Annotated in this window: 24 protein-coding genes, 1 tRNA gene and 1 pseudogene; 12 read left to right on the top strand and 14 right to left on the bottom strand. The window is 65.6% G+C overall.

The annotated features are described in order from the left end of the window. Positions 1-23: 23 nt before the first annotated feature. The gene (locus tag D619_RS0112440; RefSeq protein ID WP_017668928.1) at positions 24-374 is read left to right on the top strand and encodes a DUF883 family protein; all 351 of its coding nucleotides are present in this window, start codon (positions 24-26) and stop codon (positions 372-374) included. A gap of 127 nt (positions 375-501) precedes the next feature. Here D619_RS0112440 and mce read toward each other — a convergent pair whose 3' ends face one another. Then, a complete protein-coding gene (gene mce, locus D619_RS0112435; protein WP_026091019.1) occupies positions 502-930 on the bottom strand; it encodes a methylmalonyl-CoA epimerase in 429 nt (142 codons plus the stop codon). 80 nt (positions 931-1,010) lie between these two features. On the opposite strand from mce, the gene D619_RS0112430 reads away from it, so the two are divergent. Next, a complete protein-coding gene (locus tag D619_RS0112430; RefSeq protein ID WP_026091018.1) occupies positions 1,011-1,382 on the top strand; it encodes a hypothetical protein in 372 nt (123 codons plus the stop codon). Between the two features lie 4 nt (positions 1,383-1,386). Here D619_RS0112430 and D619_RS0112425 read toward each other — a convergent pair whose 3' ends face one another. The 3 genes from D619_RS0112425 to D619_RS0112415 are packed head-to-tail and all read right to left on the bottom strand — an operon-like array spanning position 1,387 to position 4,438. Further along, positions 1,387-2,931, bottom strand: a complete 1,545-nt coding sequence (locus tag D619_RS0112425) for a DHA2 family efflux MFS transporter permease subunit (RefSeq protein ID WP_017668925.1) — start codon at positions 2,929-2,931, stop codon at positions 1,387-1,389. After that, positions 2,928-3,959 carry an HlyD family secretion protein gene (locus D619_RS16600; protein WP_081587152.1) on the bottom strand — a complete coding sequence of 344 codons (1,032 nt, stop codon included), beginning with the start codon at positions 3,957-3,959 and terminating at the stop codon, positions 2,928-2,930. Before D619_RS16600 ends, D619_RS0112425 begins: the two co-directional genes overlap by 4 nt. Further along, the gene (locus D619_RS0112415) at positions 3,956-4,438 is read right to left on the bottom strand and encodes a MarR family transcriptional regulator (RefSeq protein WP_017668923.1); all 483 of its coding nucleotides are present in this window, start codon (positions 4,436-4,438) and stop codon (positions 3,956-3,958) included. Before D619_RS0112415 ends, D619_RS16600 begins: the two co-directional genes overlap by 4 nt. A gap of 174 nt (positions 4,439-4,612) precedes the next feature. Here D619_RS0112415 and prsK point away from each other — a divergent pair, with 174 nt between their 5' ends. The 4 genes from prsK to D619_RS0112395 all read left to right on the top strand — a co-directional run bounded on the left by prsK (position 4,613) and on the right by D619_RS0112395 (position 8,785). Further along, positions 4,613-6,736, top strand: a complete 2,124-nt coding sequence (gene prsK, locus D619_RS16595; RefSeq protein ID WP_017668922.1) for an XrtA/PEP-CTERM system histidine kinase PrsK — start codon at positions 4,613-4,615, stop codon at positions 6,734-6,736. A 9-nt stretch (positions 6,737-6,745) separates the two neighbouring features. Beyond that, positions 6,746-8,107, top strand: a complete 1,362-nt coding sequence (gene prsR, locus D619_RS0112405) for a PEP-CTERM-box response regulator transcription factor (RefSeq protein WP_017668921.1) — start codon at positions 6,746-6,748, stop codon at positions 8,105-8,107. Between the two features lie 56 nt (positions 8,108-8,163). Further along, positions 8,164-8,240: transfer RNA gene (locus D619_RS0112400), tRNA-Pro, on the top strand. 131 nt (positions 8,241-8,371) lie between these two features. Beyond that, positions 8,372-8,785 (top strand): holin family protein, encoded by a 414-nt coding sequence (locus D619_RS0112395; RefSeq protein WP_017668920.1) that lies wholly within the window; start codon positions 8,372-8,374, stop codon positions 8,783-8,785. Positions 8,786-8,788: 3 nt separating this feature from the next. Here the strand turns inward: D619_RS0112395 and D619_RS0112390 are convergent, their stop codons facing one another. Genes D619_RS0112390 through argC form a run of 3 tightly spaced genes read right to left on the bottom strand, consistent with a single transcriptional unit; the run spans position 8,789 to position 10,859 of the window. Further along, positions 8,789-9,304, bottom strand: a complete 516-nt coding sequence (locus tag D619_RS0112390; RefSeq protein ID WP_017668919.1) for a gamma carbonic anhydrase family protein — start codon at positions 9,302-9,304, stop codon at positions 8,789-8,791. Then, the gene (locus tag D619_RS0112385) at positions 9,301-9,825 is read right to left on the bottom strand and encodes a GNAT family N-acetyltransferase (protein WP_017668918.1); all 525 of its coding nucleotides are present in this window, start codon (positions 9,823-9,825) and stop codon (positions 9,301-9,303) included. The genes D619_RS0112390 and D619_RS0112385 overlap by 4 nt, the downstream gene beginning before the upstream one ends. Next, positions 9,822-10,859 carry an N-acetyl-gamma-glutamyl-phosphate reductase gene (argC, locus tag D619_RS0112380; protein ID WP_017668917.1) on the bottom strand — a complete coding sequence of 346 codons (1,038 nt, stop codon included), beginning with the start codon at positions 10,857-10,859 and terminating at the stop codon, positions 9,822-9,824. The genes D619_RS0112385 and argC overlap by 4 nt, the downstream gene beginning before the upstream one ends. A 209-nt stretch (positions 10,860-11,068) precedes the next feature. On the opposite strand from argC, the gene D619_RS16590 reads away from it, so the two are divergent. Then, positions 11,069-11,620, top strand: coding sequence for a hypothetical protein (locus tag D619_RS16590; protein WP_020480480.1), 552 nt, complete (start codon positions 11,069-11,071; stop codon positions 11,618-11,620). 9 nt (positions 11,621-11,629) lie between these two features. Then, entirely contained in the window at positions 11,630-12,106 is a 477-nt protein-coding gene (locus D619_RS16585; RefSeq protein ID WP_017668915.1) for a GNAT family N-acetyltransferase, read from the top strand. A gap of 60 nt (positions 12,107-12,166) precedes the next feature. Here D619_RS16585 and D619_RS0112365 read toward each other — a convergent pair whose 3' ends face one another. From D619_RS0112365 to hemB, 3 genes and pseudogenes are all read right to left on the bottom strand, one after another. After that, positions 12,167-12,421 (bottom strand): YjhX family toxin, encoded by a 255-nt coding sequence (locus tag D619_RS0112365; RefSeq protein WP_017668914.1) that lies wholly within the window; start codon positions 12,419-12,421, stop codon positions 12,167-12,169. A gap of 167 nt (positions 12,422-12,588) precedes the next feature. Continuing rightward, positions 12,589-14,250 (bottom strand): annotated as a pseudogene (locus tag D619_RS18365) (amidohydrolase). A 56-nt stretch (positions 14,251-14,306) separates the two neighbouring features. Beyond that, entirely contained in the window at positions 14,307-15,302 is a 996-nt protein-coding gene (gene hemB, locus D619_RS0112350) for a porphobilinogen synthase (protein ID WP_026091015.1), read from the bottom strand. Positions 15,303-15,402: 100 nt separating this feature from the next. On the opposite strand from hemB, the gene D619_RS17400 reads away from it, so the two are divergent. The 3 genes from D619_RS17400 (at position 15,403) to D619_RS0112335 (ending at position 18,590) form a co-directional block, all read left to right on the top strand. Then, positions 15,403-16,227 (top strand): hypothetical protein, encoded by an 825-nt coding sequence (locus D619_RS17400; RefSeq protein WP_017668910.1) that lies wholly within the window; start codon positions 15,403-15,405, stop codon positions 16,225-16,227. A 69-nt stretch (positions 16,228-16,296) separates the two neighbouring features. After that, entirely contained in the window at positions 16,297-17,655 is a 1,359-nt protein-coding gene (locus D619_RS0112340; protein ID WP_017668909.1) for an NCS2 family permease, read from the top strand. Beyond that, entirely contained in the window at positions 17,652-18,590 is a 939-nt protein-coding gene (locus tag D619_RS0112335; protein ID WP_017668908.1) for a 5'-methylthioadenosine/S-adenosylhomocysteine nucleosidase, read from the top strand. The genes D619_RS0112340 and D619_RS0112335 overlap by 4 nt, the downstream gene beginning before the upstream one ends. A gap of 99 nt (positions 18,591-18,689) precedes the next feature. Here the strand turns inward: D619_RS0112335 and D619_RS16575 are convergent, their stop codons facing one another. From D619_RS16575 to D619_RS0112315, 4 genes are all read right to left on the bottom strand, one after another. Continuing rightward, a complete protein-coding gene (locus D619_RS16575) occupies positions 18,690-19,409 on the bottom strand; it encodes a DUF3047 domain-containing protein (protein ID WP_193743310.1) in 720 nt (239 codons plus the stop codon). A 153-nt stretch (positions 19,410-19,562) separates the two neighbouring features. After that, a complete protein-coding gene (locus D619_RS0112325) occupies positions 19,563-20,888 on the bottom strand; it encodes an MFS transporter (RefSeq protein ID WP_017668906.1) in 1,326 nt (441 codons plus the stop codon). A gap of 60 nt (positions 20,889-20,948) precedes the next feature. After that, positions 20,949-21,833, bottom strand: a complete 885-nt coding sequence (locus D619_RS16570) for a lysophospholipid acyltransferase family protein (protein ID WP_017668905.1) — start codon at positions 21,831-21,833, stop codon at positions 20,949-20,951. A 33-nt stretch (positions 21,834-21,866) separates the two neighbouring features. Beyond that, complete coding sequence (locus D619_RS0112315) at positions 21,867-22,715, bottom strand: PEP-CTERM domain protein (protein ID WP_026091012.1); 849 nt, start codon at positions 22,713-22,715, stop codon at positions 21,867-21,869. A 222-nt stretch (positions 22,716-22,937) separates the two neighbouring features. Here D619_RS0112315 and murI point away from each other — a divergent pair, with 222 nt between their 5' ends. Then, entirely contained in the window at positions 22,938-23,699 is a 762-nt protein-coding gene (murI, locus tag D619_RS0112310) for a glutamate racemase (protein WP_017668904.1), read from the top strand. Positions 23,700-23,703 lie beyond the last annotated feature (4 nt).

The raw sequence follows: 23,703 nt of genomic DNA, 5'->3' as shown, positions 1-23,703 counted from the left end.
GGATTCCCCGAAAGGACGCGACCATGACCGATACGCCCGAAACCCTGCCGACCGTGACCGATGCCGCCGAAACCGCGGCCAGCAAGCTGGAAAAGCTGAAGGTCGATCTGAAGGATCAGGCCGACAAGGCCATTGGCAAGGCCAAAGATGCCGCCAACGCCGCTTATGACAAGGCCGCCGCCAAGGCCAAGGAACTCGCCGACGCGGCGCCGGAAAAGGCCCGCGAAGTCAGGGAGCGCGCCCAGAAGGTGGCTGAAGAAGGCACTGCCAAGGTGCGCACCACGGTGCAGGAACAGCCGCTGGCCGCGCTGGGGGCCGGCATTGCGCTGGGCTTCGTGGTTGGCTGGCTGCTGAGCGGCCGCAAGAAGGACTGAGTGAGCGGGCTTCGGCCCGTTGCCGACAATTACAGCCCCGCTCGTGCCGCGCTTGTCGAGGCAGGCACCACAGTTCGTGCGTGCCTCGACAAGCTCAGCATGAGCGGGTTTTCAGTTGCAACTGGACTCAGTGATGCCCTTCCGGGGGCTCCTGCATCAGTTCCACCAGCACGCCGCCCGTATCGCGCGGGTGCACGAAGATTACCGGCACCCCGTGCGCGCCCATGCGCGGCTCGCCGGTGCCCAGCACGGTGGCCCCCCGTGCCCGCATTGCATCGCGCGCGGCAATGATGTCCTTCACTTCGAAACACACATGATGCTGCCCGCCACTGGGGTTCTTCTTCAGGAAGCCGTGGATGGGGCTGTCGTCGCCCAGCGGCTCGATCAGTTCCAGCTGGCTGTTGGCGACATCGATGAAGGCGACGCGCACGCCCTGGGCTGGCAGATCAAACGCGGCCTTCGAAACGGTCGCGCCAAACAGCCGGCCATACATGGCCACGGTGTCGTCAATCGACACGCAGGCGATGCCGACATGGTTCAATCGGCCCAGAAGCAGGGGGGGAAGGTCGCTCATTTCATGTCCTCCTGAAGTCGGCTCCCCCTTGCATGGGGCGCGAAAGCCGGCAAGCTGGCGCAATGATCTATATCGTCATCAATGCCGTTCCGATTGCGCTGGCGACCCTGATGGGACTGCTCATCGCCCAGTTCGTCGATCGGCCCAAGGGCATCACCGGCTGGCTGGTGGCGCTGCTGGCCACGGCCTGGCTGTGCGCCATATTGGCCGGCGCGCTGATCCTGGCGCCGCCACGCGCACCGCCGTGGGTGATGACCATCGCCACCGCCTGGGTGATCTGGGTGGGCTTTGTGGTGCCGGCGCTGGCCGCCTCGCTGCTGATGGCCGGGCAGCGTTGGGGCCGCATTGGCCGGGCCTGCCTGTGGTGGCTGGTGGTGATGCTGGTGCAGGTAGTGGTGATGAAACTGGTGGGGCTCACGCCGCCGCCGGTCTGAGTGGTCACTCGGGCAGATGCACCACATCGGCCTTTGACGCGGGCCGCCGCGGCCGGCGCAACACCAGCAGCAGTGGCAGCATGGCAAGCGCCATGAACGCCATCGCTCGATAGACATCGATATAGGCAATCATCAGGGCCTGCTTGTTCACCGCGCCATCCAGCATGGCGACCACGCTGCCGGCACCGGCTGCAGCCAGGGTGGCCGGATCGGCCCAGGGCAGGTTGAACGGGGTGATGCCGCCGCCCAGATCGGCGTGCGCGGTCTGGGTCTGGCGTTCCAGCAGGGCGACCGCCAGGCTGATCCCGATCGAACCGCCGATGTTCCGCAGCAGCATGTAAATGGCCGATGCGTCAGCGCGCAGCCGCATCGGCAGGCTGGCAAAGGCCATCGTGTTCAATGGCACGAAGATCAGGCCAAGGCCGGCGCCCTGGAAAAACCCGGTGATCACGAACAGCGAAGCGCCTTGCACCGGGGAGAACAGGCTCATGCCCCACAGGGCCGCACCGGTGATGGTGAAGCCGGCGGCCAGCATCACGCGCGGATCAATGCCACGCCCGACCAGTTGCCCGGCGGCCATCATCGCCATCATCATGCCGATGCCGCGCGGCATCATCAGCGCGCCTGCCGATACCACGGGATAGCCATAGAGCGTTTGCAGCATCGTTGGCAGCAGCGCGGTGGTGGCCACCAGCAGGAAGCCCACCAGCGTGATGAACACCATGCCGGTGAGCGCGTTGCGATCGGTGAGCAGTTCGCGATCGACGATGCCGCCGGGCGTGGCCAGCGCATGCACGCCAAAGGCCCACAGGCCGGCGATGGCGATGCCGAATTCGGCCCGCACTTCCCAGCTTTCCAGCCAGTCCAGTTGCTGGCCGCGATCCAGCCCCAGTTGCAGCGCCGCCATGCCAACGGCGAGCAGGGCAAAGCCGGTCATGTCGAAGCGCCGTTGTTCAAGCCGGGGCTCCGGCAGCACCGCAGCGGCCCAGGTCAGGCACATGATGCCGAACGGCAGGTTGATCAGGAACACCCAGCGCCAATCGAAACTGTCGGTGAGCCAGCCGCCGATCACCGGGCCCAGGATTGGCCCGACCATGATGCCAACCCCCCACCAGGCCATTGCCGGCCCGTGTTTTTCCGGCGGCCAGACATCCAGCAGATAGGCCTGGCCCAGTGGCGCGATGAAGGCGCCGGCCGCCCCCTGGATCATGCGGAACAGCACCATCTCTTCCAGGCTGGTGGCGACGCCGCACAGCACCGAGGCGGCGGTGAAGGCTGCCACGCTCCACAGAAACAGGGTGCGCCGGCCGATGCGCGCCGAAAGCCAGCCGGTGAGCGGTGTGGCGATGGCGGTGGCGACGATATAGCTGGTCAGCACCCAGGTGATGCTGTCGGCCGCCGCGTTCAGGCTGGGCTGCATGTGCGGCAGCGCCACGTTGGCGATGGTGGAATCGAGGATGGTCATGAAGCTGCCCAGCATCACCACCAGCGTGACGGTGACGGGCGAGGCTCCGGATGCAGGCGCCACAACCGGGGCAGCGCTGCTCACCTGGTGATCACCTTCACTTCGGCCGAAAGCCCGGCGATCAAGGGCACCGATGGCTTGCCGTCCAGCTTGATGCGCACCGGCACGCGCTGCACCACCTTCACCCAGTTGCCGGTGGCATTCTGTGCCGGCAGCACCGAAAATTCGCTGCCGGTGCCGACACCGATCGATTCCACATGGCCGCGCAGCACATGATCGGGGAAGGCATCCAGCTGCACCTCGGCACGCTGGCCCACCCGCATGTCCTTCAGCTCGGTTTCCTTGAAATTGGCTTCGACATAGGCGCTGTCGGTCACCATCACGCTGAAGGCGGCCACACCCTGCACCATCACCTGGCCCGGCAGCACCCGGCTGGTCTGGGTGGCGATGCCGTTGGCGGGCGAGATCAGCTTGGTGCGCGCCAGTTCAAACGCCGCCTTGTCGCGCACCGCAGCGGCGGTCATCACCAGCGGGTGCTGCTCCACGTCCTGCACGCCATTGGCGGCAGTGCGGGCGGCGGCGTCGTCAGACAGGGCACGGTTCAGTTCGGCACGGGCATTGGCCACGGCATATTGTGCCTGTTGCAGCCGGGCACGGGTGGCAAAGCCGCGATCCAGCAAGGTCTGCTGGCGCTCCATCTCGGTGAGCGCATAATCCAGCGCCTCGCGCTTGGCGGCGACATCGGCGGCACTGCCACCAGTATCATTGCGCAGTCCCCGCACCTGGCGGCGCGCATCGGCCAGCCGGGCTTCGGCCTGGGCCAGCGCGATGCGGAACGGCGTATCGACCAGCTCGATCACCACCTGCCCGCGCTTCACTGGTTGATTTTCCGCCACGAACACCCGCCGCACCCGGCTGGTGATGTCACTGGAAATCGCCAGCTTGTCGACCCGCACATAGGCGTTGTCGGTCGTCACCTGGCCCAATCCGGAAAGCCACAGCCACAGCCCGGCTGCCGCCACCAGCAACGGCACCGAAAGCATCGCCACGCGGCTGCGCCAGCGAGAGGAAGATGTTGTGCTCGCCACTGGCGGATCGATGCGCTGGTTCATGTCGCCGATCCTTCGCGACCATCCAGGTTGCCGCGCAGGCGCTGCAGCAGGCCTTGCAGCGCCGCTTCTTCGGCAGCGCTCAAACCCGCCAGCATTTCGGCGCGGACATCCACCGCCACCGCCTGCAGCTCAGCCAGAATCGGATGCGCCCGCGGGGTGAGGAACAGCCGCCAGGCCCGGCGATCGGCGGGATCGGCCCGGCGTTCCACCAGCCCGGCCTCTTCCAGCCGGTCGACCATGCGGCCCACCGTGATGGTTTCCACGTCCAGCCGCTCGGCCAGACCAGCCTGGTTGATGCCTTCCGCCCGGGCCAGTGCGATCAGCACCCGCCATTGCGCGCGCGACACGCCGATGGAGCGGGCCCGGGCATCGAACCGCCGGCGCAGCAGCCGGGTCACGTCAGACACCAGCACGCCGATCGTGTCAGGCGAGGCAAAGGGCGCGATGGCCGGTTCCACTGTGGCGGCAAGCGAGTTCATGGTCCGAATTTAGCATGCATGCTTATTACAAGATAGATGATCACAGCTGTTGCAATGATCAGCGCTGCCGGACGGGGTGGCGCTTTGGCGCGCGTGGCGATAGGTTGCCGTCATGCCGGTGCAGGGACAGATGGCAGTGACGAGAGTAGAGACCCGTTCGCACGGAGCGCCACCATGATCGCGCTCACCGAAGTCGGACTGCTCAGCCATTTGCTGGCGCTGATCGCCTATCTCGGCCTGTTCGTCGCTGCACTCACCAAACAGCGCCGCGGCCTCAATCTGTGGCTGGGCGGCGCGGCGCTGGTCACCGCGCTGTGGGCCGCCAGCTTTGTCGCCAGCATCCTGATCGATCAGAGCCTGCAACCCTGGATCTCGCGGCTGCAAACCGTGAAGGTGGGGGTGTGGATCAGCGTGCTGCTCTACCTGCTGCGGCCAACCTGGCTGGGCGGCGAGGGCGAAGGGCGTTCATCCTTCTGGGTGGGCGGCATTCTCGGGTTTGTGCTCACCCTGCAATTCTTCATCGATGTCGCCGGGGCCGGCCAGGGCGCGCTGATCGGCAAGGGCGATGTGGCGGCCAGCCTGTTTCTGGTGATCCGCATCGCGGTGTCGGTCACCGGGCTGGTGCTCAGCCACAATCTCTACATTGCCTCGCGCAGTGGCCAGCTTTCGGGCATCCGCCTGCTCGCCATCGGCCTTGCTGGCCTGTTCCTCTATGATCTCAATTTCTACACGCTGGCGTTCCTGCTGCCGCCGGCCTCGATTGATCTCTACAATATCCGTGGCGCCGTGAATGCGCTGCTGGTGCTGCTGTTCCTGTTTGCCACCCGCGACGCCTGGGTGACCGGTGCGCGGGTGTCGCGCAATGTCGCCTTCCAGACCGTGGCCTTTTCCGGGGTCGGTTTCTACCTGATCGCCATGTCGCTGCTGGCCTATGCGCTCAAGCTGATGGGGGGCAACTGGGGCACGCTGCTGCAGGTCAGCTTCATGTTTGCCACCATCATGCTGGGCGCGGTGGTGCTGGTGTCTGATCGTTTCCGGGCCTGGCTGCGGGTGGCGATCGCGCGCAATTTCTACCGATATCGTTACGATTACCGTAGTGAATGGCTGCGCTTCATCGCCACTGTCTCGGCGCCGGGGGATGCACAGGGCCTGCCCGAACGCGTGGTGCAGGCCGTGGCCAGCGTGCTGGAAGCGCGCGGCGGCTGGCTGCTGGTGCCCGACGATGACCGGCTGAGCCCCGGTGCAACCTGGCAGATGGCCGATCGCCCACCCGAAGTGCTGGCCATGGATAGTCCGCTGGTGGACTGGCTGCGGCAGGATCGGCTGCTCGATCTTGAAATGGTGCGCGATGGCGAGCTGCCCGATGCGCCGGAACTGCCGACCTGGCTGGCGGCAGACCGCCGCTATTGGCTGGTGCTGCCGGCCTTCAACCGCGATGCGCTGGCCGGTGTGCTGCTGATCGGCCGCAGCCTGGTGCCGCGCCGGCTGGGCTGGGAAGACGAGGAACTGCTGAAAACACTGGGCCGGCAGGTGGGCAGCTATGTCGCCGAAAGCCGCGGCCAGTCCGCGCTGGATGAAGCGCGCCGGTTCGAGGAGTTCAACCGCCGCTTTGCCTTCATCCTGCATGATATCAAGAATCTGGTCAGCCAGCTCAGCCTGCTGGCCCGCAATGCCGAACGCCATGCCGATAATCCGGAATTCCGCGCCGACATGGTGGCAACGCTGAAGGAATCGGTGGGCAAGATGAACGCCCTGCTGTCGTGGTTGTCGCAGCGCGCCACCGGGATGCCGGCCGCCGATGCGCCCGTGCCCGTGGCCAGCCTGCTGGGCCTGCTGGTCAAGTCCCGCGCCGGAGCCTGGCCCGCCCTGAGCCTCAATCTCGGCCTGAAGGCGGATCAGGCCATGGTCTCCGGCGATGCGGCCCGGCTGGAACAGATGTTCGCACATCTGCTGCAAAATGCCATCGATGCCTCCCCGGCCGGCGCGCCGATCCGGTTTGACGTGGCGGTGGCAGGCAATGACCTGGTGGTCACCCTTTCCGATCGCGGCCAGGGCATGTCGGCCCGCTTCATCCGGCAGGAATTGTTCCAGCCGTTCACATCAACCAAGCCGGGCGGCTTCGGCATCGGCGCCTATGAAGCGCGCGAGATTGCCCGCGCGCACGGCGGCCGGCTTGACGTGGCCAGCCGTGAAGGCGAAGGCACAAGCTTCAGCATCACCCTGCCGCTTGCCGGAACTGGCGCCGGCGGGGTCGCAGCCGGGGAGCCCGCGCTGCTGGTGCAAGGGGGACAAAAGTGAGGGTCTGGCGTGAGTGAGAAGCCAAAGCTGCTGGTTGTGGAAGACGATACCGGCCTGCAGCGCCAGTTGAAGTGGAGCTACGAGGATCATGAGGTGATCCTCGCCGGCGATCGCGAGACCGCGCTGGAAGCGTTGCGCACGCACCAGCCGGCGGTAGTGACGCTCGATCTGGGCCTGCCGCCTGATCCCGATGGCGTGACCGAAGGCTTTGCCACACTGGAAGCCATATTGGCGACGCGGCCCAACACCAAGGTGATCGTCGCTTCCGGGCATGGTGCGCGCGACAGCGCGCGGCGCGCCATCGCCATGGGGGCCTTTGATTTCTATCACAAGCCGGTCGACATCGACGAACTCGGCCTGATCGTGCGCCGCGCTTATCACGTGGCCAGCCTTGAAGCGGAGAATCGCCGCCTTGCTGAAGCCGGCAACGGCGGGGACAAGGTGCTGGGCGGCATCGTCACGGCCGCGCCTGAGATGATCAAGGTGGCCCGCATGGTCGAACGGGTCGCTACGGCCAATGTGTCGGTGATGCTCCTGGGTGCCTCGGGCACCGGCAAGGAACTGCTCGCCAAGGGGCTGCACAATGCCTCGGCGCGGGCAGATGCGGCCTTTGTCGCCATCAACTGCGCGGCGATTCCGGAAAATCTGCTCGAATCCGAACTGTTCGGCTATGAAAAAGGCGCCTTCACCGGCGCGGTGAAAACCCAGCCCGGCAAGATCGAGATGGCCGAAGGCGGCACCTTGTTCCTCGATGAAGTCGGCGATATCCCGCTGCCGCTGCAGGTGAAATTGCTGCGCTTCCTGCAGGAACGGGTGATCGAACGGGTCGGCGGACGCAGGTCCATCCCGGTGGATGTGCGGATCGTGTGCGCCACCCATCAGGATCTGGATGCGATGATTGCCGCCGGCCGCTTCCGCGAGGATCTGTTTTACCGGCTGGCCGAAATCGTGGTGCGCATCCCTGGCCTGAAGGAGCGGCCGGGTGACGCCGTGTTGCTGGCGCAATATTTCCTCACCCGTTTTGCGCGTGAGAATGGCCGCGATTTCAAAGGGCTTACCCCGGATGCCATCGCCGCCATCTCGGATTGGCCGTGGCCGGGCAATGTGCGCGAACTGGAAAACCGCATGAAGCGCGCGGTCATCATGGCGGAAGGCAGCCGGCTTACCGCGACCGATCTTGATCTGGTCAACAGTGGCGACGAAGCCGCGCTCACCTTGAAGGTTGCGCGCGAGAATGCCGATCGCCAGGCCATTCGCCGGGCGATGCTGCGCGCCGATGGCAATGTCAGCACCGCCGCCAAGTTCCTGGGGGTGAGCCGGCCCACGCTCTATGATCTGCTCAAGCAATATGGGCTGGAAAACGCGGCCTGAGCGGCGAGAGAGGGGGTTGCATCGCGCCGGATTAGCCCCTAAGCCCCGCATCGGCTCGGAGCGTAGCGCAGCCTGGTAGCGCATCAGACTGGGGGTCTGGAGGTCGCAGGTTCGAATCCTGTCGCTCCGACCATTTTTCTCGGACATTCAGTCAATCCTGCACCTCTCCCCTTGGGGGGAGAGGCGGCGCGCAATCCTGCGTCTGTCCTACACTATCCCATTTGGTTATAAAGTCGGCCTCTCTGTCACCAGAAAGGCTGTTCAATGTCCGTTCTCAATGCGCTGATTGCCCCGGTTGCCGGCCTGCTCGACAAGATCATTCCTGATCCCAAGGCCCGCGATGCCGCCAAGATCGAGCTTCTGAAGCTGCAGAACAGCCAGGAACTCGATCTGCTCTCCACCCAACTTTCCGCCATCGTGGCCGAAGCCGGCAGCAACGACCCGTGGACCAGCCGCGCCCGCCCGAGCTTCCTCTACGTGATGTATGCGCTGCTGCTGTGGTCGATCCCGATGGGTGTCATTGCCGCCGTGCAGCCGCAGATGGCGCAGGATATCGCCACCGGCATGAACCGTTATCTCGGCGGCCTGCCCGAACCGCTCTATGCGCTGTTCGGCACCGGCTATCTTGGCTACACGGCCGCCCGCCAATGGGGCAAGGTCAAGGGCGTTGACAAATAAGCCCTATTCGGCGCGGCGATAACGCTGGGCGAGCGCGGCATAGCCTGTCGCGCCTGCCCGGTTGCCGGCGATTTCCTCGGGCTTCAGCATCCGCAGCAACGTCGCCGGCCGCCCGGCCCACAATTCGCCCGATTTCACCACCTTGCCCGGTGTCAACAGCGCGCCGGCAGCGAGCATGGCGTCGGTTTCCACCACAGCGCCATCGAGCACGACAGCGCCCATGCCGATGAAGCCGTGATTTTCGATGCGGCAGCCGTGGATGATGCAGCCATGGCCGATCAGCACATCATCGCCAATCTCCGTGTCGTGGCGGCCGCCCGAGATATGGACGATGGTGCCATCCTGCAGATTGCTGCGCTGCCCCACTGTGATCCGCCCGACATCGCCGCGCAGCACGCAGTTGAACCAGATCGAACTGCCGGCGCCGATGCGCACCTTGCCGATGATCCGGGCGCCGGCGGCGATGAACACATCATCGGCAATCTGCGGCCAATCCGAACCAAATGGGTGAATGCTCACCGCAGCGCCTCATAGACGATGTGGCGCCTGAGCGGGCTGCCCGCGGCGATGCGCGGATGATCGAAATCCAGATCGGCCCGGCGCCTGAGGCCCAGTCGCTCCATCAACCCCCAGCTGCGGCGGTTGCCTGGCACGGTGAAGCTGACGATGCGCGTGATGCCGCTTGCGAAGCCCCAATCAAGGCTGGCCTGTGCCGCCTCGCGCGCCAGCCCCTGGCCCCAATGTTCCCGCGCCAGCCGCCAGCCAATCTCGATCTCGCCTTCGACCGGGCAGGCAAACCGCACCGGGATGAGGCCGCAGAAGCCAATGAATTCGGCCGTGTCGCGCCGTTCCAGCGCCCAGAAACAATGGCCAAGCTCGGTTTGCAGGGCCATCTGGCGGTCAACGCCGGCATCACTTTCGGCCCGGCTGAGCAGCGCCGGAAAATGCGCCATCACCTGGGCGTCGGCTCCCATTGCCGCAAACGGGGCGCGGTCGGCATCGCGCCACGGCCGCAGCAGCAGGCGCGCTGTTTCGATCACGGGAAGAGGGGGGCCTGTTCCAGCCCCATGGTTTCGGGCAGGCCGAACATCAGGTTGAAATTCTGGATGGCCTGGCCGGATGAGCCCTTCACCAGATTGTCGATGGCGGCAATGACGATGGCGCGACCCGGCACGCGATCGGCAAAGACGTTCAGCACGACATGGTTCGATCCGCGCACCATGCGGGTGGCGGGCGCGACGCCAGCCGGCAGCAGATGCACAAAGGGTTCGTCGGTGTAGGCATCAGCCAGCACTTCGCGCAGATAGTCGGGCCCGTGTGCAGTTTCGACGATGCAGGTCACCAGTTCGCCGCGATTCATCGGAATCAGGTGCGGCGTGAAGCTGATCGTCACCGGCCGGCCAGCGCGCCGCGACAATTCCTGCTCCATCTCCGGCATGTGGCGGTGATGGCCGATCCCATAAGGGTGCACGGCCTCTGCCATCTCACCAAAAAGGTTCGCTTCCTTCAGGCTGCGCCCGGCGCCGGACACGCCGGACAGGGCGTTGACGGTGATCTTGTCGGCCGAAATCGCGTGGCTCTTCACCAGCGGCAGCAGCGCCAGCAATACGGCGGTGGGATAGCAGCCGGGGCAGGCGGCAATCCGCGCGCCGGGCAGCGCCTCGCGCGCAAATTCGGTCAGGCCGTAGACCGCTTCCGGCAGCAGCCCGGGCGCCGGATGGGCGCCGCCATACCAGTGCGCATAGGTGCCAGCATCCTTCAGCCGGAAATCGGCCGAAAGATCGATGATGCGCGACCCCGTGATGGTGGAGAGCAGTTCCGCCGAGGCGGCATGCGGCAGGCAGCCAAACACCGCGTCGATCGCGCTGAAATCAATGGCATCGGCCTTCACCAGCGTTGGCAGCGCCGGGTACATCGCGAAATGCGGCCAGATCTGCGCCATCGTCTGCCCGGCCTTGGCATTGGCGGCCAGCGCCGCAATCTCGATGCGGGGATGGGTCAGCGCCAGTCGCACCAGATCAGCCCCGGTATAGCCCGAAGCCCCCAATACCGCGATGCGCAGCCGTTCCGTCATGTGCGTCGGTTACGCCCAGTGGCCGGGCGGCGCAAGCTGTGGGGTGCTTGACGCGGTGCCGTGGCAAGAGCAGCCTTGTACCAATAACGGGGGAGGAAGATCAGATGGACATCACGAGGCGGCGTCTTTTGGGGCAGGCAGGTTTGTTGGTGGCGGGCGGTGGGCTGGCTGGTTCGGCCCTGGCACAATCGCGGCGCCCGACACGCCCGATGCAGATCGGTCCCTTCTATCCGGTGCAGCAGCCGGCCGACAGCGATGCGGATCTCACCCGCATTGCCGGTCGCGATGGCCGCGCCATTGGCAAGATCATCGAGGTGTCCGGCCGTGTCATGGGCCGCAACGGCCAGCCGGTCCCCGGGGCCCGCATCGAGATGTGGCAGGCCAATTCCGTGGGCCGATACGCCCACAAGAGCGATGATGCTGCGCCGCCGCTTGATCCCAATTTCGATGGCTTTGCCAGGCTGGTGGCCGACAAGGATGGCGCGTACCGATTTCTCACCGTTGAACCCGGGGCTTACAAGGCGGGTTCCACATGGCGGGCAAAGCATCTGCACTATCTTGTCGATGGCGACATCAACCGCCTGATTACCCAGATGTATTTCGCCGGCGATCCTTTGCTGGGCCAGGATCGCACGCTGGCGCAGGACCTGAATCAGCCCGTGGGGGGCCAATTCCCGCCAGCCATTTTCGGCCAGTCGCTGGGCAAGCGCGCCGATGGTGTGGAGAGGCTGGGCTTCGACATCATCCTGATCGACGGCTGAGCCCCGGCCATGGTGGTGCGGCTGATTCCGGCCAGCCCGGCCGATCTTGCCAATCCGCCGCCGGCGCTGCTGCGCGGCGTGGAGGATTTCTATCCTTCAGCCGAGATTGGCCTGACCACGCTGGACGCCATCATGGCCATCATGGGCGCGACGCCGCGGCCGCCGCCGTGGGCGGATTGGTGGGCATTGGACAGCAGTGGCGCCATGGTGGGCCTGTGTGGCTTCAAGGCGCCGCCGGATCCCGAAGGCACGGTGGAAATCGCCTATGGCAGCTTCCCGCTGGTGGAAGGGCGTGGGATCGCAACCGCGATGGCGCGCGATCTGGTGGCTATCGCTGCCGCCAATGGAGCCTGCACTGTCATCGCTCACACGCTGTTGCCGGATAACGCCTCTGCTGTTGTGCTGCGCCGCAATGGTTTTGTCACTGCCGGTACGGTCGTAGATCCAGAGGATGGCGAGGTCTGGGCCTGGCGCCGGCCGCTGTGATGAGGTCGCTTCGCCGCCGATGGCCCCGGTCCGGCATTGGGTCGCACCGGGGCCTGACGTCTAACGATTGTCGAGCTGGCTTCTGACCAGCGCCAGTCCCAGCCTGGAGATGCGGTAGGGTGCGCCGCCCTTTGACTCGATGTAACCACGCCGTTTCAGCCGGGCGAACAGATCGAGGCTCATCCCGGCCAGGCAGGCGCCATCACGGGTGAAGCATTTGACGTCGACGATATGGCCGTTTTCCCGGCGATGGTGAATGCTGCCGCCTTGCGCCAGCAGGTGCAGTATGCGCTGTTCGTTGCGCGAAATATCCATGTCTCTGGCTCTTCTGCAAAATCTGCAGGGCGCCGCACCGCTGCCGGTGAGGCGTGGCGAACCAACAGCTGCGGTGCAGCTATCGGTCAGCAGCCAGGAACAATCTCGCGCATATCCACTCCGAAAGAGGCCGGCATGTTACCACGCCGACCTGTCGCCGCAAGCCGCTATGGCCGGCGCCGTTCAAAGGCAAGCTTGCCGTCTAGGATCGTCATGTCGACCGGGATGGCGGCAAGCTGGCTGGCCGGCACCGCGCGGGGATCGGCGCCCAGCACCACCAGATCGGCAATCTTGCCGACCTCGATGCTGCCGAAATCCCTTTCGAGGAAATTGGCCTCGGCCGCCCAGATGGTGAACATCCTGATGGCCTCGATCACGCTGATCGCCTGGCCCGGCTGGACGATGCTGCCGAACTTGCTGTCGCGGTGCACGGCGCGCTGGATGGAGAACATCGGATAGGTGGCGAAATTCTGGGTTCCGATCGTGTCCACACCGCCGGCGGGGTGAAAGCCGGCGTCGATCAGGGTGTGCAGGGCGAAGAAATCGACGTCGGGTTCCCGGATGTTGGTGTCGGTCAACCGCCACAGGAAGGCGATCTGCGGCGAGGGGATGCCGCCAAGCCGGCGCAGGCGCGCCAGCCGTTCGGGGGTTCGCGCTGGGTCGCGCACCAGGAAATGCCCGAAATGTTCGATGCGCCAGCGCGCATCAGCGGCGGGCACGGCGGCGTTTGCAGCCTCATAGGCGGTCAGCACCTAGTCCTGCGCGCGATCACCGTTGGCGTGGATCTGCACCTGCCAGCCGGCCTGCCGCGCCTTCAGCACCAGCGCCGAGAGCGTCGGCTGGTCAAAACTGGTGCCGCCCCGGTTGTTGGGCACGAAGCTGGTCGCCGAACCCTCCCAGAACGGGCGATAGACGGCAGCCGTCGTGCCCCATACCCCGTCCTGGATGAACTTCACCGCGCCGGTGCGCAGCCAGTCATCGCCGCGGCCGGTGGCAAGGCCGCTGGCGATCAGGCGGTCAAGCTCGGCGGGCGTGCGCAGCAGGTAATTCAGGCGCACGCGGGTGGGCAGGCGGCCTTCGGCCCGCAACTCGTCATAGGCCTTGTAGGCCGCCGGCTCCGACATGTCGGACACGGTGGTGACACCGCGCTGCAGGTAGAAATCGCGCAATATGGCCTGCACGCCCTGCTTCAGTTGCGCTTCTGTCAGCGTTGGCAGCGGCACCTTGATCGGTGCATCGCGGCTGATCATCACCTCGCCATCGGCGGTGCGCTCATAGCGCCCGGTGCTGCCGGCCGGCGGATCGGGAAAATCCCGGCCCATGCCCAGCGCCACGGCCGCGGCGTGGTTGATCAGATGGTCGTGCACGCTCCATTGCAGATCGACCGGCGTGTCGGGAAAGGCCGCATCCAGTTCCGCCCGAGTCGGCATGATCTGGTTGTAGGTGCCCTGGCCGATCAGCCATGCCCCCTTGGGCCGGCTGGCCTGCGCCGCCTTCAGGCGGGCGATGATGGCCTGCCCGTTGGCCAGCGGCGGCGCCTGGATATTGATGTAATTGGCCTCGACATTGGCCATGCCCGACACGTGGCTGTGGGAATCGATGAAGCCTGGCAGCAGCGCCCGGCCCTTCAGGTTGATCACCCTGGTCTTCGGCCCGCGCCACGCCGCCACGTCGCCCACCGCGACGATGCGATTGCCCTCCACCGCTACACCGTTTGCAATCCGGTTGCCGGCGTCCGCCGTGATGACAGGGCCACCGATGAACAACAGATCGGCAGGGCGGGCAGCCAGTGCCGGGCCATTCAGCGCCAGTGCGATCAGCAGGGCCATCATCCGGCGCAATGCGGCCATCTTCCCTCTCCCGCAGCCGGCGCGCCGGCCTGAGTTCACGCCCCCAGCAGCCGCGCCGCCAACGGCGCGTGATAGGTCAGCACGCCGTTGCAGCCCGCCCGCCGGAAGCTCATCAGCGCTTCCAGCACGCCCTTGTTGCGATCGAGCACGCCGGCGGCGATGGCGGCTTCCAGCATCGCATATTCGCCCGACACCTGGTAGGCGAACACCGGCACGTCGAAGGCGTCGCGGATGGCCCGGATGATGTCGAGATAGGGCATCCCCGGCTTCACCATCACGGAATCCGCGCCCTCGGCAATGTCCAGCGCCACTTCGCGCAGCGCTTCGCGGGCATTGGCCGGGTCCATCTGATAGGTCTTCTTGTCGCCCTTCAGCACGCCGCCGCTGCCCACCGCATCGCGATAGGGGCCATAGAAGGCCGAGGCATATTTGGCCGAATAGGCCATGATCTGGGTGTTGTGGAACCCGTCAGCCTCCAGCCCGGCACGGATGGCGGCGACGCGGCCATCCATCATGTCGGACGGGGCGATGATATCGCAGCCGGCGCGGGCCTGGTTCAACGACTGGCCAACCAGCATCTCCACCGTGGCGTCGTTCAAGATCTCGCCGGCGTCGCTCAACAGGCCATCGTGGCCATGGCTGGTGTAAAGATCGAGCGCCACATCGGTGAGCACGCCCACTTCCGGCGCCGCATCCTTGATGGCGCGGATGGCCCGGCAGATGAGGTTATCGGGGTTAAGCGCTTCCCTGGCATCCTCGCTGCGGCGATCGGCCGAGGTGTGCGGGAACAGCGCCACTGCCGGAATGCCCAGGCTTGCAGCTTCCTTCGCGGCCTTGGCCAGCCGGTCGACCGACAGGCGCGACACGCCGGGCATGGTGCCCACCGGCACCTCCTGGTCATGGCCTTCGGTGGGGAACAGCGGCCAGATCAGATTGGCCGGGCTGAGCGACGTTTCGCGGTGCAGATCGCGGCTCCAGGCGGTCATTCGGGTGCGGCGCAGGCGGGCGGCGGGGAAGGCGGCATGAGTCATGATGGTGGATTAGCCCGCTGCAGGGTCGCTGTCACCCTCTGCCCTTGTCATCAGGTGCGGCGTACCGCATCATTCAAATGGAACAGGCAGGGGGGGAAACATGCTGTTTCGTTGGGGACTGCCGTATCTGGCATTCATGGTGCTCGTCACCTTCGTCGGCTTCTGGCCAACCTATTTCGGCAAGATCGACCGGGTGCCGCTGCCGTTCCATGTTCATGCCATCTCGGCGATGATCTGGCTCAGCCTGCTTGCCGTGCAGACCTGGTCCATCCAGCAACGCCGCAACGCGCTGCACAAGCAGGTGGGCAAGGCGAGTTTCCTGCTGTTCCCGCTGCTGATCATGGGCCTGGTCGCCATCGTCAATCTCACGGCGACCCGCTATGCCGCCGGTGATCAGGGCAAGATGGTTTTCGAACCCGCCATCGGCATCATCACTTTCGTGGCGATCCTTGGCTATCTCACGCTGTTCCATCTCGCCATCAAGCATCGCCGCAATGCCAGACTGCACGGCGCCTATTTGCTGGCGACGCCGCTGATCCTGTTTGAATCACCGGCCAGCCGCGCCACCGGCAACTTGTTCAATTGGCCGGATTTCGCCAACCGCACGCCCCTGCAACAGTTTGGGGACAGTGTTGCAGTCCCGGACGCGATGTGCATCGCCTTTGCCCTGCTGGTCTATGCCAGCGACCGCAAGCATGGGAAGCCATGGTTGGTCGCCGTGTTCTTCCTCGCGGTGCAAGCGCTGGTTGTTTATGTTCCCGATGCCATTCCCGGTTTCAACCGCTTCCTGGCCGCCTTTGGCACGCTGCCCGCCGCAGTCACCCTGGGCGGCGGCCTGCTCGCTGGCGCATTGGCTGGCTGGCTGGGCTGGGAGCAAGGCAAGCCACCCTCCCGACGCGTGCCATCGCCACAACTGGCCGAATGAAGTGCGCTGCCATCGCCGGCTTTGCCTTCTTCGCCATTTCGTGCAGTGAGGCCGCCAGCAGGAGGCAGGATGACAAGCGATTCAGCGCCGGATGCAGGCGGCGATACCGGCTGGCTCGCCCGTCAGTTCAAGCTGGCGGAGCGTGGCACCACGGCCCGCACCGAGACGCTGGCCGGGGCCACCACTTTCCTGACAATGGCCTATATCATCCTCGTCAATCCGGTGATCCTGGGCCAGGCCGGGATGCCGGTGGCGGCGGTGGCGGCGGCGACCTGCCTGGCGGCGGCCATTGGCTCGATCCTGATGGGCCTGTTTGCCAATGTGCCGATCGCGCTGGCGCCCGGCATGGGCATCAACGCCTATTTCACCTTCACCGTCGTGCTGCAGATGGGCGTGCCGTGGCCGGTGGCGCTGGCCTGCGTGTTCCTGTCGGGCGTCGCCTTCCTGGTGCTCACGCTGACCGGCGCGCGCCAGCTGATCATCGCGGTGATGCCGCCCAGCCTGCTGGCGGCGGTGGCGGGCGGCATCGGCCTGTTCCTCGGCTTCATCGGCCTGAAGGAGGCCGGGCTGGTGGTGGCCAATCCGGCGACCTTCGTGGCGCTCGGCGATCTCACGGCACCGGGCCCGGCACTGGCGCTGCTGGGGCTGGCCATCATTGCCGTGCTGTCGGCGTGGAAAGTGCGGGCGGCAATCCTGATCGGCATCGTCGCCACCAGCATCGTCGCGGCGCTGACCGGCCAGGTGTCGGCCTCGACCCAGCCCTATAGCCTGACCGCCATTGCCGATACGGCGTTCAAGCTCGATTTCGCCGGCGTCTTCGGCCTGTCCGGCCAGCAGGGCCTGGGCCTGATCGAGATATTGTTCGTGTTCCTGTTCGTCGATCTGTTCGACAATGTCGGCACGCTGGTCGCTGTCACCAAGCGCGCGAAGCTGATGGACGCGGCGGGCAACATCCCGGGCCTCAATCGCATTCTCACCGTCGATGCCGTGGCGGCGATGGCAGGCGCGGTCGCGGGCACCAGCACGGTCACATCCTATGTCGAAAGCGCGGCTGGCGTGCAGGCGGGCGGGCGCACCGGGCTCACCGCGCTGGTTACCGGGCTGCTGTTCCTCGCTGCCATGCTGGTCGCGCCCTATGCCGGGCTGGTACCGCTCGCCGCTGCCGCTCCGGCGCTGATCGTGGTCGGCGCTTTGATGCTGGCACCGCTGGCGGAAGTGGACTGGGATGATGCCCTCACCGCGATCCCGGCCTTTCTCACCGTCATCCTGATCCCGCTTACCTTCTCCATCGCCAATGGCCTCGCCTTTGGGCTCGTCGCTCATGCCCTGCTCAAATTGGGGCGCGGGCAGGCTTCAGCCAAGGACTGGTTCCTCTTCACCCTCGGTGCGCTGTTCGTCGCCCGTTTTGTCTGGATGTCTGCTGCATGATTCGCCTGATCCTTGCTGCCCTGCTTGCGCTGCTGGCTCTGCCTGCCCAGGCGCAAAAACTCGACGACACCCCGCGCACCGTGGTGATGACCGCCTTCAAGCCGGAGTGGGACGCGCTGGTGCCGCTGATCGCCGATCCGAAGGAACATGCCATCAATGGCCGCATCTTCCTCACCGGCCGCTTTGCCGGAAAGCCCGTGATCCTGATGCAGAGCGGCGTCAGCGTGGTCAACGCCGCGATGAACACGCAGCTGGTGCTGGATCGTTTCACCGTCAGCCGCATCGTGTTTTCCGGCATCGCCGGCGGCGTTGATCCGCAGCTTGGCGTGGGCGACGTGGTGGTGCCGGCCGATTGGGGCCAGTATCTGGAATCCGCCTTTGCCCGCAAAGCCGGAAAGGGAGCCAATGGGGGTTGGGCCCCGCCACCGCTGGCGCTGGACGGCGCGCCGGCCAACTGGTTCTTCATCTTCCCACGCGGCACAATGGTGACCAACGCCGCCACCCCGCCCCGGCGCCTGTTTCGCATCCCCGTCGATCCCGGCCTGCTCACACTCGCCCGCAGCGTGGTGCAGGGCATGACACTGGAACGCTGCGTGCCGAAATCAGCGCAGATGCGGGCTGAATCGCAGCTCTGCCTGCAGCGCCCACCCCGCCTCGACGTCGGCGGCACTGGCGTGACCGCCGGCGTCTTCGCCGACAACAGGGAATTCCGCCTCTATCTGCAAAAGGCCTGGTCCGCCCGCGTGCTCGACATGGAAAGCGCCGCGGTCATGCAGGTCGCCTACAGCAACATGGTGCCGGCCATCGTGTTCCGCAGCATCTCCGATCTGGCGGGAGCCGACCGGCACAAGAATGTCGAAGAGACATTCGCGCACCTGGCCTCGGTCAATTCGGCCAAGGTCGTGCAGGCCTTTGTGGCGGCGCTGCCGGATTAAGGGTGAAAGTAAAGCCTCCGGCGGGCAGGGTCGCAGACCCTGCACCCATTGGTTTTCGGGCGGTCAGCCGGGCCAGTGAGGCTTGTTGTTTTGGGAAATTCAGAACACGGCCAGCTTCTTGCCCGCGTTTCCGGGGGTGAGCACGATGTCGCCAAAATGCGCCGTCGCCTCACCCTGCTGGATGATGGTGTTGGCGATGAACCACACCTGCACGATACGGCCGGGCTGTTCCGGGCCGACATGTTTGGCATAGTCGGCAGCGATATTGCGGCTTTCGGCCAGCCATTTGCCCACATCGCCGCCGCCGGAACGGACGACGACATGATATTCGCGCCCGGTCCAGCCGGGCAGCGGGCAATCGAAGCCGAACTCCTTGTCGAGGCTGGAACTCCACATGTAGGTGAGATCCTTGCCGTTCTCGAACTTCACGGCGATACTGAAATAGTCGTGGTTGGCTGCGGCCGTTTCCGGCAGTTTCGACGGGATCTGGTCGATCTTCCAGCGCCATTGCAGCTGCGTCGCTGCCGTCAGCGGCACATCGACATCGCGGGTAAGGATACCGGCATTCTTTTTGCTATGCACATGCATCCGGGTTCTGGGGCCACCTTCGCCGTTCTGGCGCTGCACGATTCGATAGATGTCGGCCGGGCCCAGCACCGCGAGTTCGGGCAGATAGGCCCAGCCTTCCGGTGGAGTCGCGAGGCCGGGCTTGGCGGCCGGCACGACATTTGGCACGGCGTCTGCGGCGGGTTGGCCGGTTGCGGCCAGGGCCATCAGGCCAGCCAGGAGCGGCGCGGCCACGCGGATTGCTGAATTCATCTGATCGTCCCCCTGGATCATGGTGGAAGCACGCTGCGCGACACGCCGCCCTGAGGTCGCTGGGGCTGGTGCGAGCTTACGCCTCCAACGGCAGAAGGCAACTGCCGTCGGCCGCTCATGGCGGACCGCCCCATCACAAGGGGGTGCAGGGGCTCAGCCTTTGCCCGCCGCCGGCCCGATTTCGGCCTTCGCTTGTCGCCGCAACATGTTGAGCAGGACGATCCCGATCACGATGCAGGCAGCGATGGCCGCCAGTCCCGAATCATAGCTGCCGGTGGCATCGCGGGAGACCCCCAGCGCGCTGGTGCTGAAGAACGACCCGAACTGGCCCATGGTGTTCACCGCCGCAATGCCAACCGCGCGATAGCGTTCGTGCAGCGTTTCCGACAGTGCTGCAAAGAAGACCGGCTGCGACGGCAGCCACAGCGCAAAGATCAGCACGACCGCGATGATGGCCGGCGTCGCTGATGTCGCCAGCGCGAGCAGGGCAAAGGCGGCGGCAACAAGCGTCCACGGCACGATCATGTGCCAGTAACGTTCCTGCCGGCGATCACTGTGCCAGCCCAGGCTGAGCAGCATGATCACCCCGATCACCCCGCCAGCAACGGTGAGATTGCCGATGCTGCTGATATCCATGCCGGTTTTGGCGGCGATGATCGTCGGCATGGAATTATAATAGGCGTTGACCGTACCGACGTAGAACAGCCAGACGAAGCCGGCTGTGAGCACCCGTCGGTCGGTAATCGCCTTGAACAGGCTTTCATGGGCGCTGCCGTTGGTGGCGGCAGCATCGGCGGCCAGCGCGCCGGTCAGCCAGCGGCGTTCGTCGTCCGCGAGCCAGCCGACCTTGTCGGGCGAATCCGGCAGATAGCGGAAGATGATCAGCCCCATCAGCAGCGCCGGCCCGCCTTCGATCAGGAACAGCCATTGCCAGCCATGCAGGCCCATTGCGCCATCCAGGCCCAGGATCGGCGGCGATACCAGCCCCATCACGATCGATGTGATTGGCTGTGCCACATAGAAGCGGCTCACCACCCGGCCACGCCATTGGGCCGGAAACCAGATGCTGGCATAGTAGAGGATGGCCGGGAAGAAGCCGGCTTCGGCGGCACCAAGCAGGAAGCGCAGGATGTAGAAGTGCATCGGCGTCGTCACGAACATCTGCGCGGCCGACAAGATCCCCCAGCTGATCATGATCCGTGTGACCCAAACGCGCGTGCCGAACCGCATCATCGCCATGTTCGACGGCACTTCCAGCAAGGCGTAGCTCACAAAGAAAATGCCACCGGCAAAGCCGTAGACCGTGGCCGTGAAGCCCAGATCGCGATTCATCGTTTCGGCGGCAAAGCTGATGTTGATGCGATCGACGATGGCGATGAGATAGGCGATCAGCAGGAACGGCAGCAGCCGCAGCTGCGCCTTCTTCATCACGCGATCGGGCAAGGCGGGGTCAGCATTGCCAGTCGTATGATCGATCATGCCACTCGCCCCCGCTGGATTGGGTTTAGGCGATTGTTCGGTCTTGTCCAGCCGGCGGCCTCACGCCACCGCCCGCCCGCCCAAGGTTTCCGACAGTTTCGCGGCGATGGCCGTGCGGGCCCGGGCGGAAAGCGCCTTGCGGTCGGGCAGGTCGGCGGGGCTGAAGGGTTCCAGGAAATGCACGCGGACTTCCCAGGTGCCAGGGCGTGACAGCAGGCGCCAGGCATTGGCCGCACCGGTTTCCATGCCGACCCAGGCCAGGTTGCGCCCGGCTTCGTCGCAGTCGATGACGACCGGCTGCAGCGTGGCACCCGGCGGCGGCGGGATCAGCATGGCAAACAGCGGCGCCTTGAATGGCAGCAGGCGGCGGCCGTCGCTGCAGGTGGCTTCGGGGAACATGGCGATGCGGCTGTGGCGCATGAATTGCGTGCGCATGGCGGCGATCTGCGCCGGCACGCCCATGCGGTCACTGCGGTTGACGAAGATGGTGTCGTTCAGCCGGCAGATGAAGGCGAGGCCAGGCCATATGGCGATACCGTCCTGCGCCACGAACACGGTGCCGGTTTGCCCACCAAGGATGAGCGCGTCGGTCCAGCTCAGGTGATTGGCGATGTAGAAGACGTTGCGACTGACTGGCTGGCCGATGCTGCGGACGCTGATGCCGCAGGCGCGGGCGGACCAGCCAAGGAAGCGACGGGCCCAGGGGGAGGGGATACCCAGCCGGCGGTGCAGGCTGTGGGCTGGCACGCACACGGCAGCGATGGCCAGCAGCCACAGCGATCGGGCAATCACGCGCAGCGCGCCGGCCGGATCACGTGCGCAGGCGCCGGCAAAGCCGCCCAGCGCGCCGCCAAGGCCCGGCACCGGCGGCGCGACGAAGCCGCTGGCATCAGGCAGCGGCGGCGGCCAGGTTTCGGCAGTGGGGGAAGAAACCGGATCGGCCATGCCGCCTGCATAGAAGCAGGCGGTGCCGGCAGGTCAAGCCCTGCGGTGCCGCCGCCGCTTGCGCCGCGCCGCGCTGCCCGCCATGGCAAAGCCGGCCAGCATCTGGGCCCAACCCGCCGGTTCGGGCACCGGATCGCCGGCGCTGTCGATGAATTCCGAAAGCGACTGGCCCACCGTGATGGTGCCCGACAGGCTGCGGCCGTCGAGCAGATAATTTGAGAAACTGATGCCGATCGCATTGGTGATCAGCGTGCGGGTGTCGCCAAAGTTGCTGGCAAACTGTTGATTCAGTGTTACTTTCAAGCCGCCCTGATCATAGGCGACGAAGTTGACGGCGGTTTGCGCGTTGCTGCCCGTGCTGAACACGTTGCTGCCATTGATGCTGAGCGCCAGATTGTCGAACAGCGACTGGCCGGTGTTGGTGGTGACCAGGCCTGCCTTGGTGACGGTGGTGACCGATTGCACCTGGTCGGCCGTGAGGCTGAGGACGTTGGGGATCGCGCCGCCGATGGTGAACAGGCTGATGGCGAGATTGTTGATCTCGGAACTGGCACTGCCCGATGTCGTGTTGGCTGGTGTGGTGCCATTGGCGCTGGCCGCCGTCGCGATGGCGCCGCTGTTGAGGGAGAGGGTGGCGGTCACGAGATTCTGATTCCCCAGCCCCACGATCGCCGCCAAGCTCGGCACGCTGTTGTTGAGCGAATAGCCGGGCGAGGTTCGGCCGGTGACGATGGCGTTTGGGCCCACGAGAAAGGCGGATTGCCCGACAACTCGCACGTTGCTGAACACGCCGCGGGCCGTGGTGGAAATTTCCACCGTCGCGTTGGCCGCGTTGGCCAGCCCGAAGGCGGCGACTGCGCCAATGATGACATGCCTGAACATCTGTCTGGTCCTTCGTCGTCCACCCAGCAGCCGGCGGTCGTGCTGAACCCCGGCTACTGCTGTTCACGGCCACATCGCGGGAAAATGCAGGGGCTGAGAACCCGTTTCATTTCTTGTTGAGGATGATTCCTGGCGGCGCTTTGCCTTTTGCCGCCTGCCATGACATGAGGCGGAGGACGCACCGCGAACGACTTTGGGGAGGCGACGATCACTCACATCCTGATGCTTGATTCCGGCGTTGGTGGCTTGTCGGTGCTGGATGATGTGCGTGCGCGCCTGCCGGCAGTGGATATCAGCTACATCGCTGATAATGCGGGTTTTCCTTATGGCACCAAGACCGAGATGGAGGTTGCCACCCGGGTGTGCGCGCTGCTCGGCCGGCTGACCGAGCGGCTGAAGCCCGACCTGCTGGTGATCGCCTGCAACACCGCCTCCACCATCGCGCTGGCCCACGCCCGCGCCGTGCTGGATGTGCCGGTGGTGGGCACGGTGCCCGCCATCAAGCCGGCGGCCGAAGCCAGCCGCAGCCGGGTGATCGGCGTGCTCGGCACGATGGCAACGGTGCGCCAACCCTATGTGGCGCGGCTTTCGGCTGATCATGCCGCCGATTGCACGGTGCTGCTGCACGGATCGGCGCGGCTGGTCGAACTGGCCGAGGCGCGGTTGCGGGGGGAGGCGGTGACGGCAGAAGATGTCGCGCCCGAATTGGCCGGCCTGACCAGCCAGCCCGGCGGTGATCGCCTCGATCAGGTCGTGCTGGCCTGCACCCATTTTCCGCTGCTGCTGCCGCAGCTACAGACAGCAGCGCCGGATATGGGCTTTGTCGACGGCGGCCCCGGCATTGCGCGGCGTGTGGCCTATCTGCTGGGCGAACGTGGGACGCAAGGCGATGGGCTGGGCCGGGCGCTGTTCACTCGGCATGACGAACAGGTTGACGCGCTGGCACCGGCGCTGCACCGCTATGGTCTGACCATCAAGCACTGAGGCA

Origin of the sequence: Sandarakinorhabdus sp. AAP62 (assembly GCF_000331225.1) — a bacterium.
In the GTDB taxonomy this organism is placed as follows: domain Bacteria; phylum Pseudomonadota; class Alphaproteobacteria; order Sphingomonadales; family Sphingomonadaceae; genus Sandarakinorhabdus.
The sequence above is the reverse complement of the archived record's forward strand: the minus strand, read 5'-3'. Positions and strand labels throughout refer to the sequence as shown.

Excerpts from the sequence above, each read along its gene's own strand:
- D619_RS0112440 (WP_017668928.1), top strand. The coding sequence starts at position 24 with ATGACCGATACGCCCGAAACCCTGCCGACCGTGACCGATGCCGCCGAA.
- D619_RS0112430 (WP_026091018.1), top strand. The coding sequence starts at position 1,011 with ATGATCTATATCGTCATCAATGCCGTTCCGATTGCGCTGGCGACCCTG.
- D619_RS16600 (WP_081587152.1), bottom strand. The coding sequence starts at position 3,959 with ATGAACCAGCGCATCGATCCGCCAGTGGCGAGCACAACATCTTCCTCT.
- D619_RS0112415 (WP_017668923.1), bottom strand. The coding sequence starts at position 4,438 with ATGAACTCGCTTGCCGCCACAGTGGAACCGGCCATCGCGCCCTTTGCC.
- prsK (WP_017668922.1), top strand. The coding sequence starts at position 4,613 with ATGATCGCGCTCACCGAAGTCGGACTGCTCAGCCATTTGCTGGCGCTG.
- D619_RS0112395 (WP_017668920.1), top strand. The coding sequence starts at position 8,372 with ATGTCCGTTCTCAATGCGCTGATTGCCCCGGTTGCCGGCCTGCTCGAC.
- argC (WP_017668917.1), bottom strand. The coding sequence starts at position 10,859 with ATGACGGAACGGCTGCGCATCGCGGTATTGGGGGCTTCGGGCTATACC.
- D619_RS16590 (WP_020480480.1), top strand. The coding sequence starts at position 11,069 with ATGCAGATCGGTCCCTTCTATCCGGTGCAGCAGCCGGCCGACAGCGAT.
- D619_RS16585 (WP_017668915.1), top strand. The coding sequence starts at position 11,630 with ATGGTGGTGCGGCTGATTCCGGCCAGCCCGGCCGATCTTGCCAATCCG.
- D619_RS0112365 (WP_017668914.1), bottom strand. The coding sequence starts at position 12,421 with ATGGATATTTCGCGCAACGAACAGCGCATACTGCACCTGCTGGCGCAA.
- hemB (WP_026091015.1), bottom strand. The coding sequence starts at position 15,302 with ATGACTCATGCCGCCTTCCCCGCCGCCCGCCTGCGCCGCACCCGAATG.
- D619_RS17400 (WP_017668910.1), top strand. The coding sequence starts at position 15,403 with ATGCTGTTTCGTTGGGGACTGCCGTATCTGGCATTCATGGTGCTCGTC.
- D619_RS0112340 (WP_017668909.1), top strand. The coding sequence starts at position 16,297 with ATGACAAGCGATTCAGCGCCGGATGCAGGCGGCGATACCGGCTGGCTC.
- D619_RS0112335 (WP_017668908.1), top strand. The coding sequence starts at position 17,652 with ATGATTCGCCTGATCCTTGCTGCCCTGCTTGCGCTGCTGGCTCTGCCT.
- D619_RS16575 (WP_193743310.1), bottom strand. The coding sequence starts at position 19,409 with ATGAATTCAGCAATCCGCGTGGCCGCGCCGCTCCTGGCTGGCCTGATG.
- D619_RS0112325 (WP_017668906.1), bottom strand. The coding sequence starts at position 20,888 with ATGATCGATCATACGACTGGCAATGCTGACCCCGCCTTGCCCGATCGC.
- D619_RS16570 (WP_017668905.1), bottom strand. The coding sequence starts at position 21,833 with ATGGCCGATCCGGTTTCTTCCCCCACTGCCGAAACCTGGCCGCCGCCG.
- D619_RS0112315 (WP_026091012.1), bottom strand. The coding sequence starts at position 22,715 with ATGTTCAGGCATGTCATCATTGGCGCAGTCGCCGCCTTCGGGCTGGCC.
- murI (WP_017668904.1), top strand. The coding sequence starts at position 22,938 with ATGCTTGATTCCGGCGTTGGTGGCTTGTCGGTGCTGGATGATGTGCGT.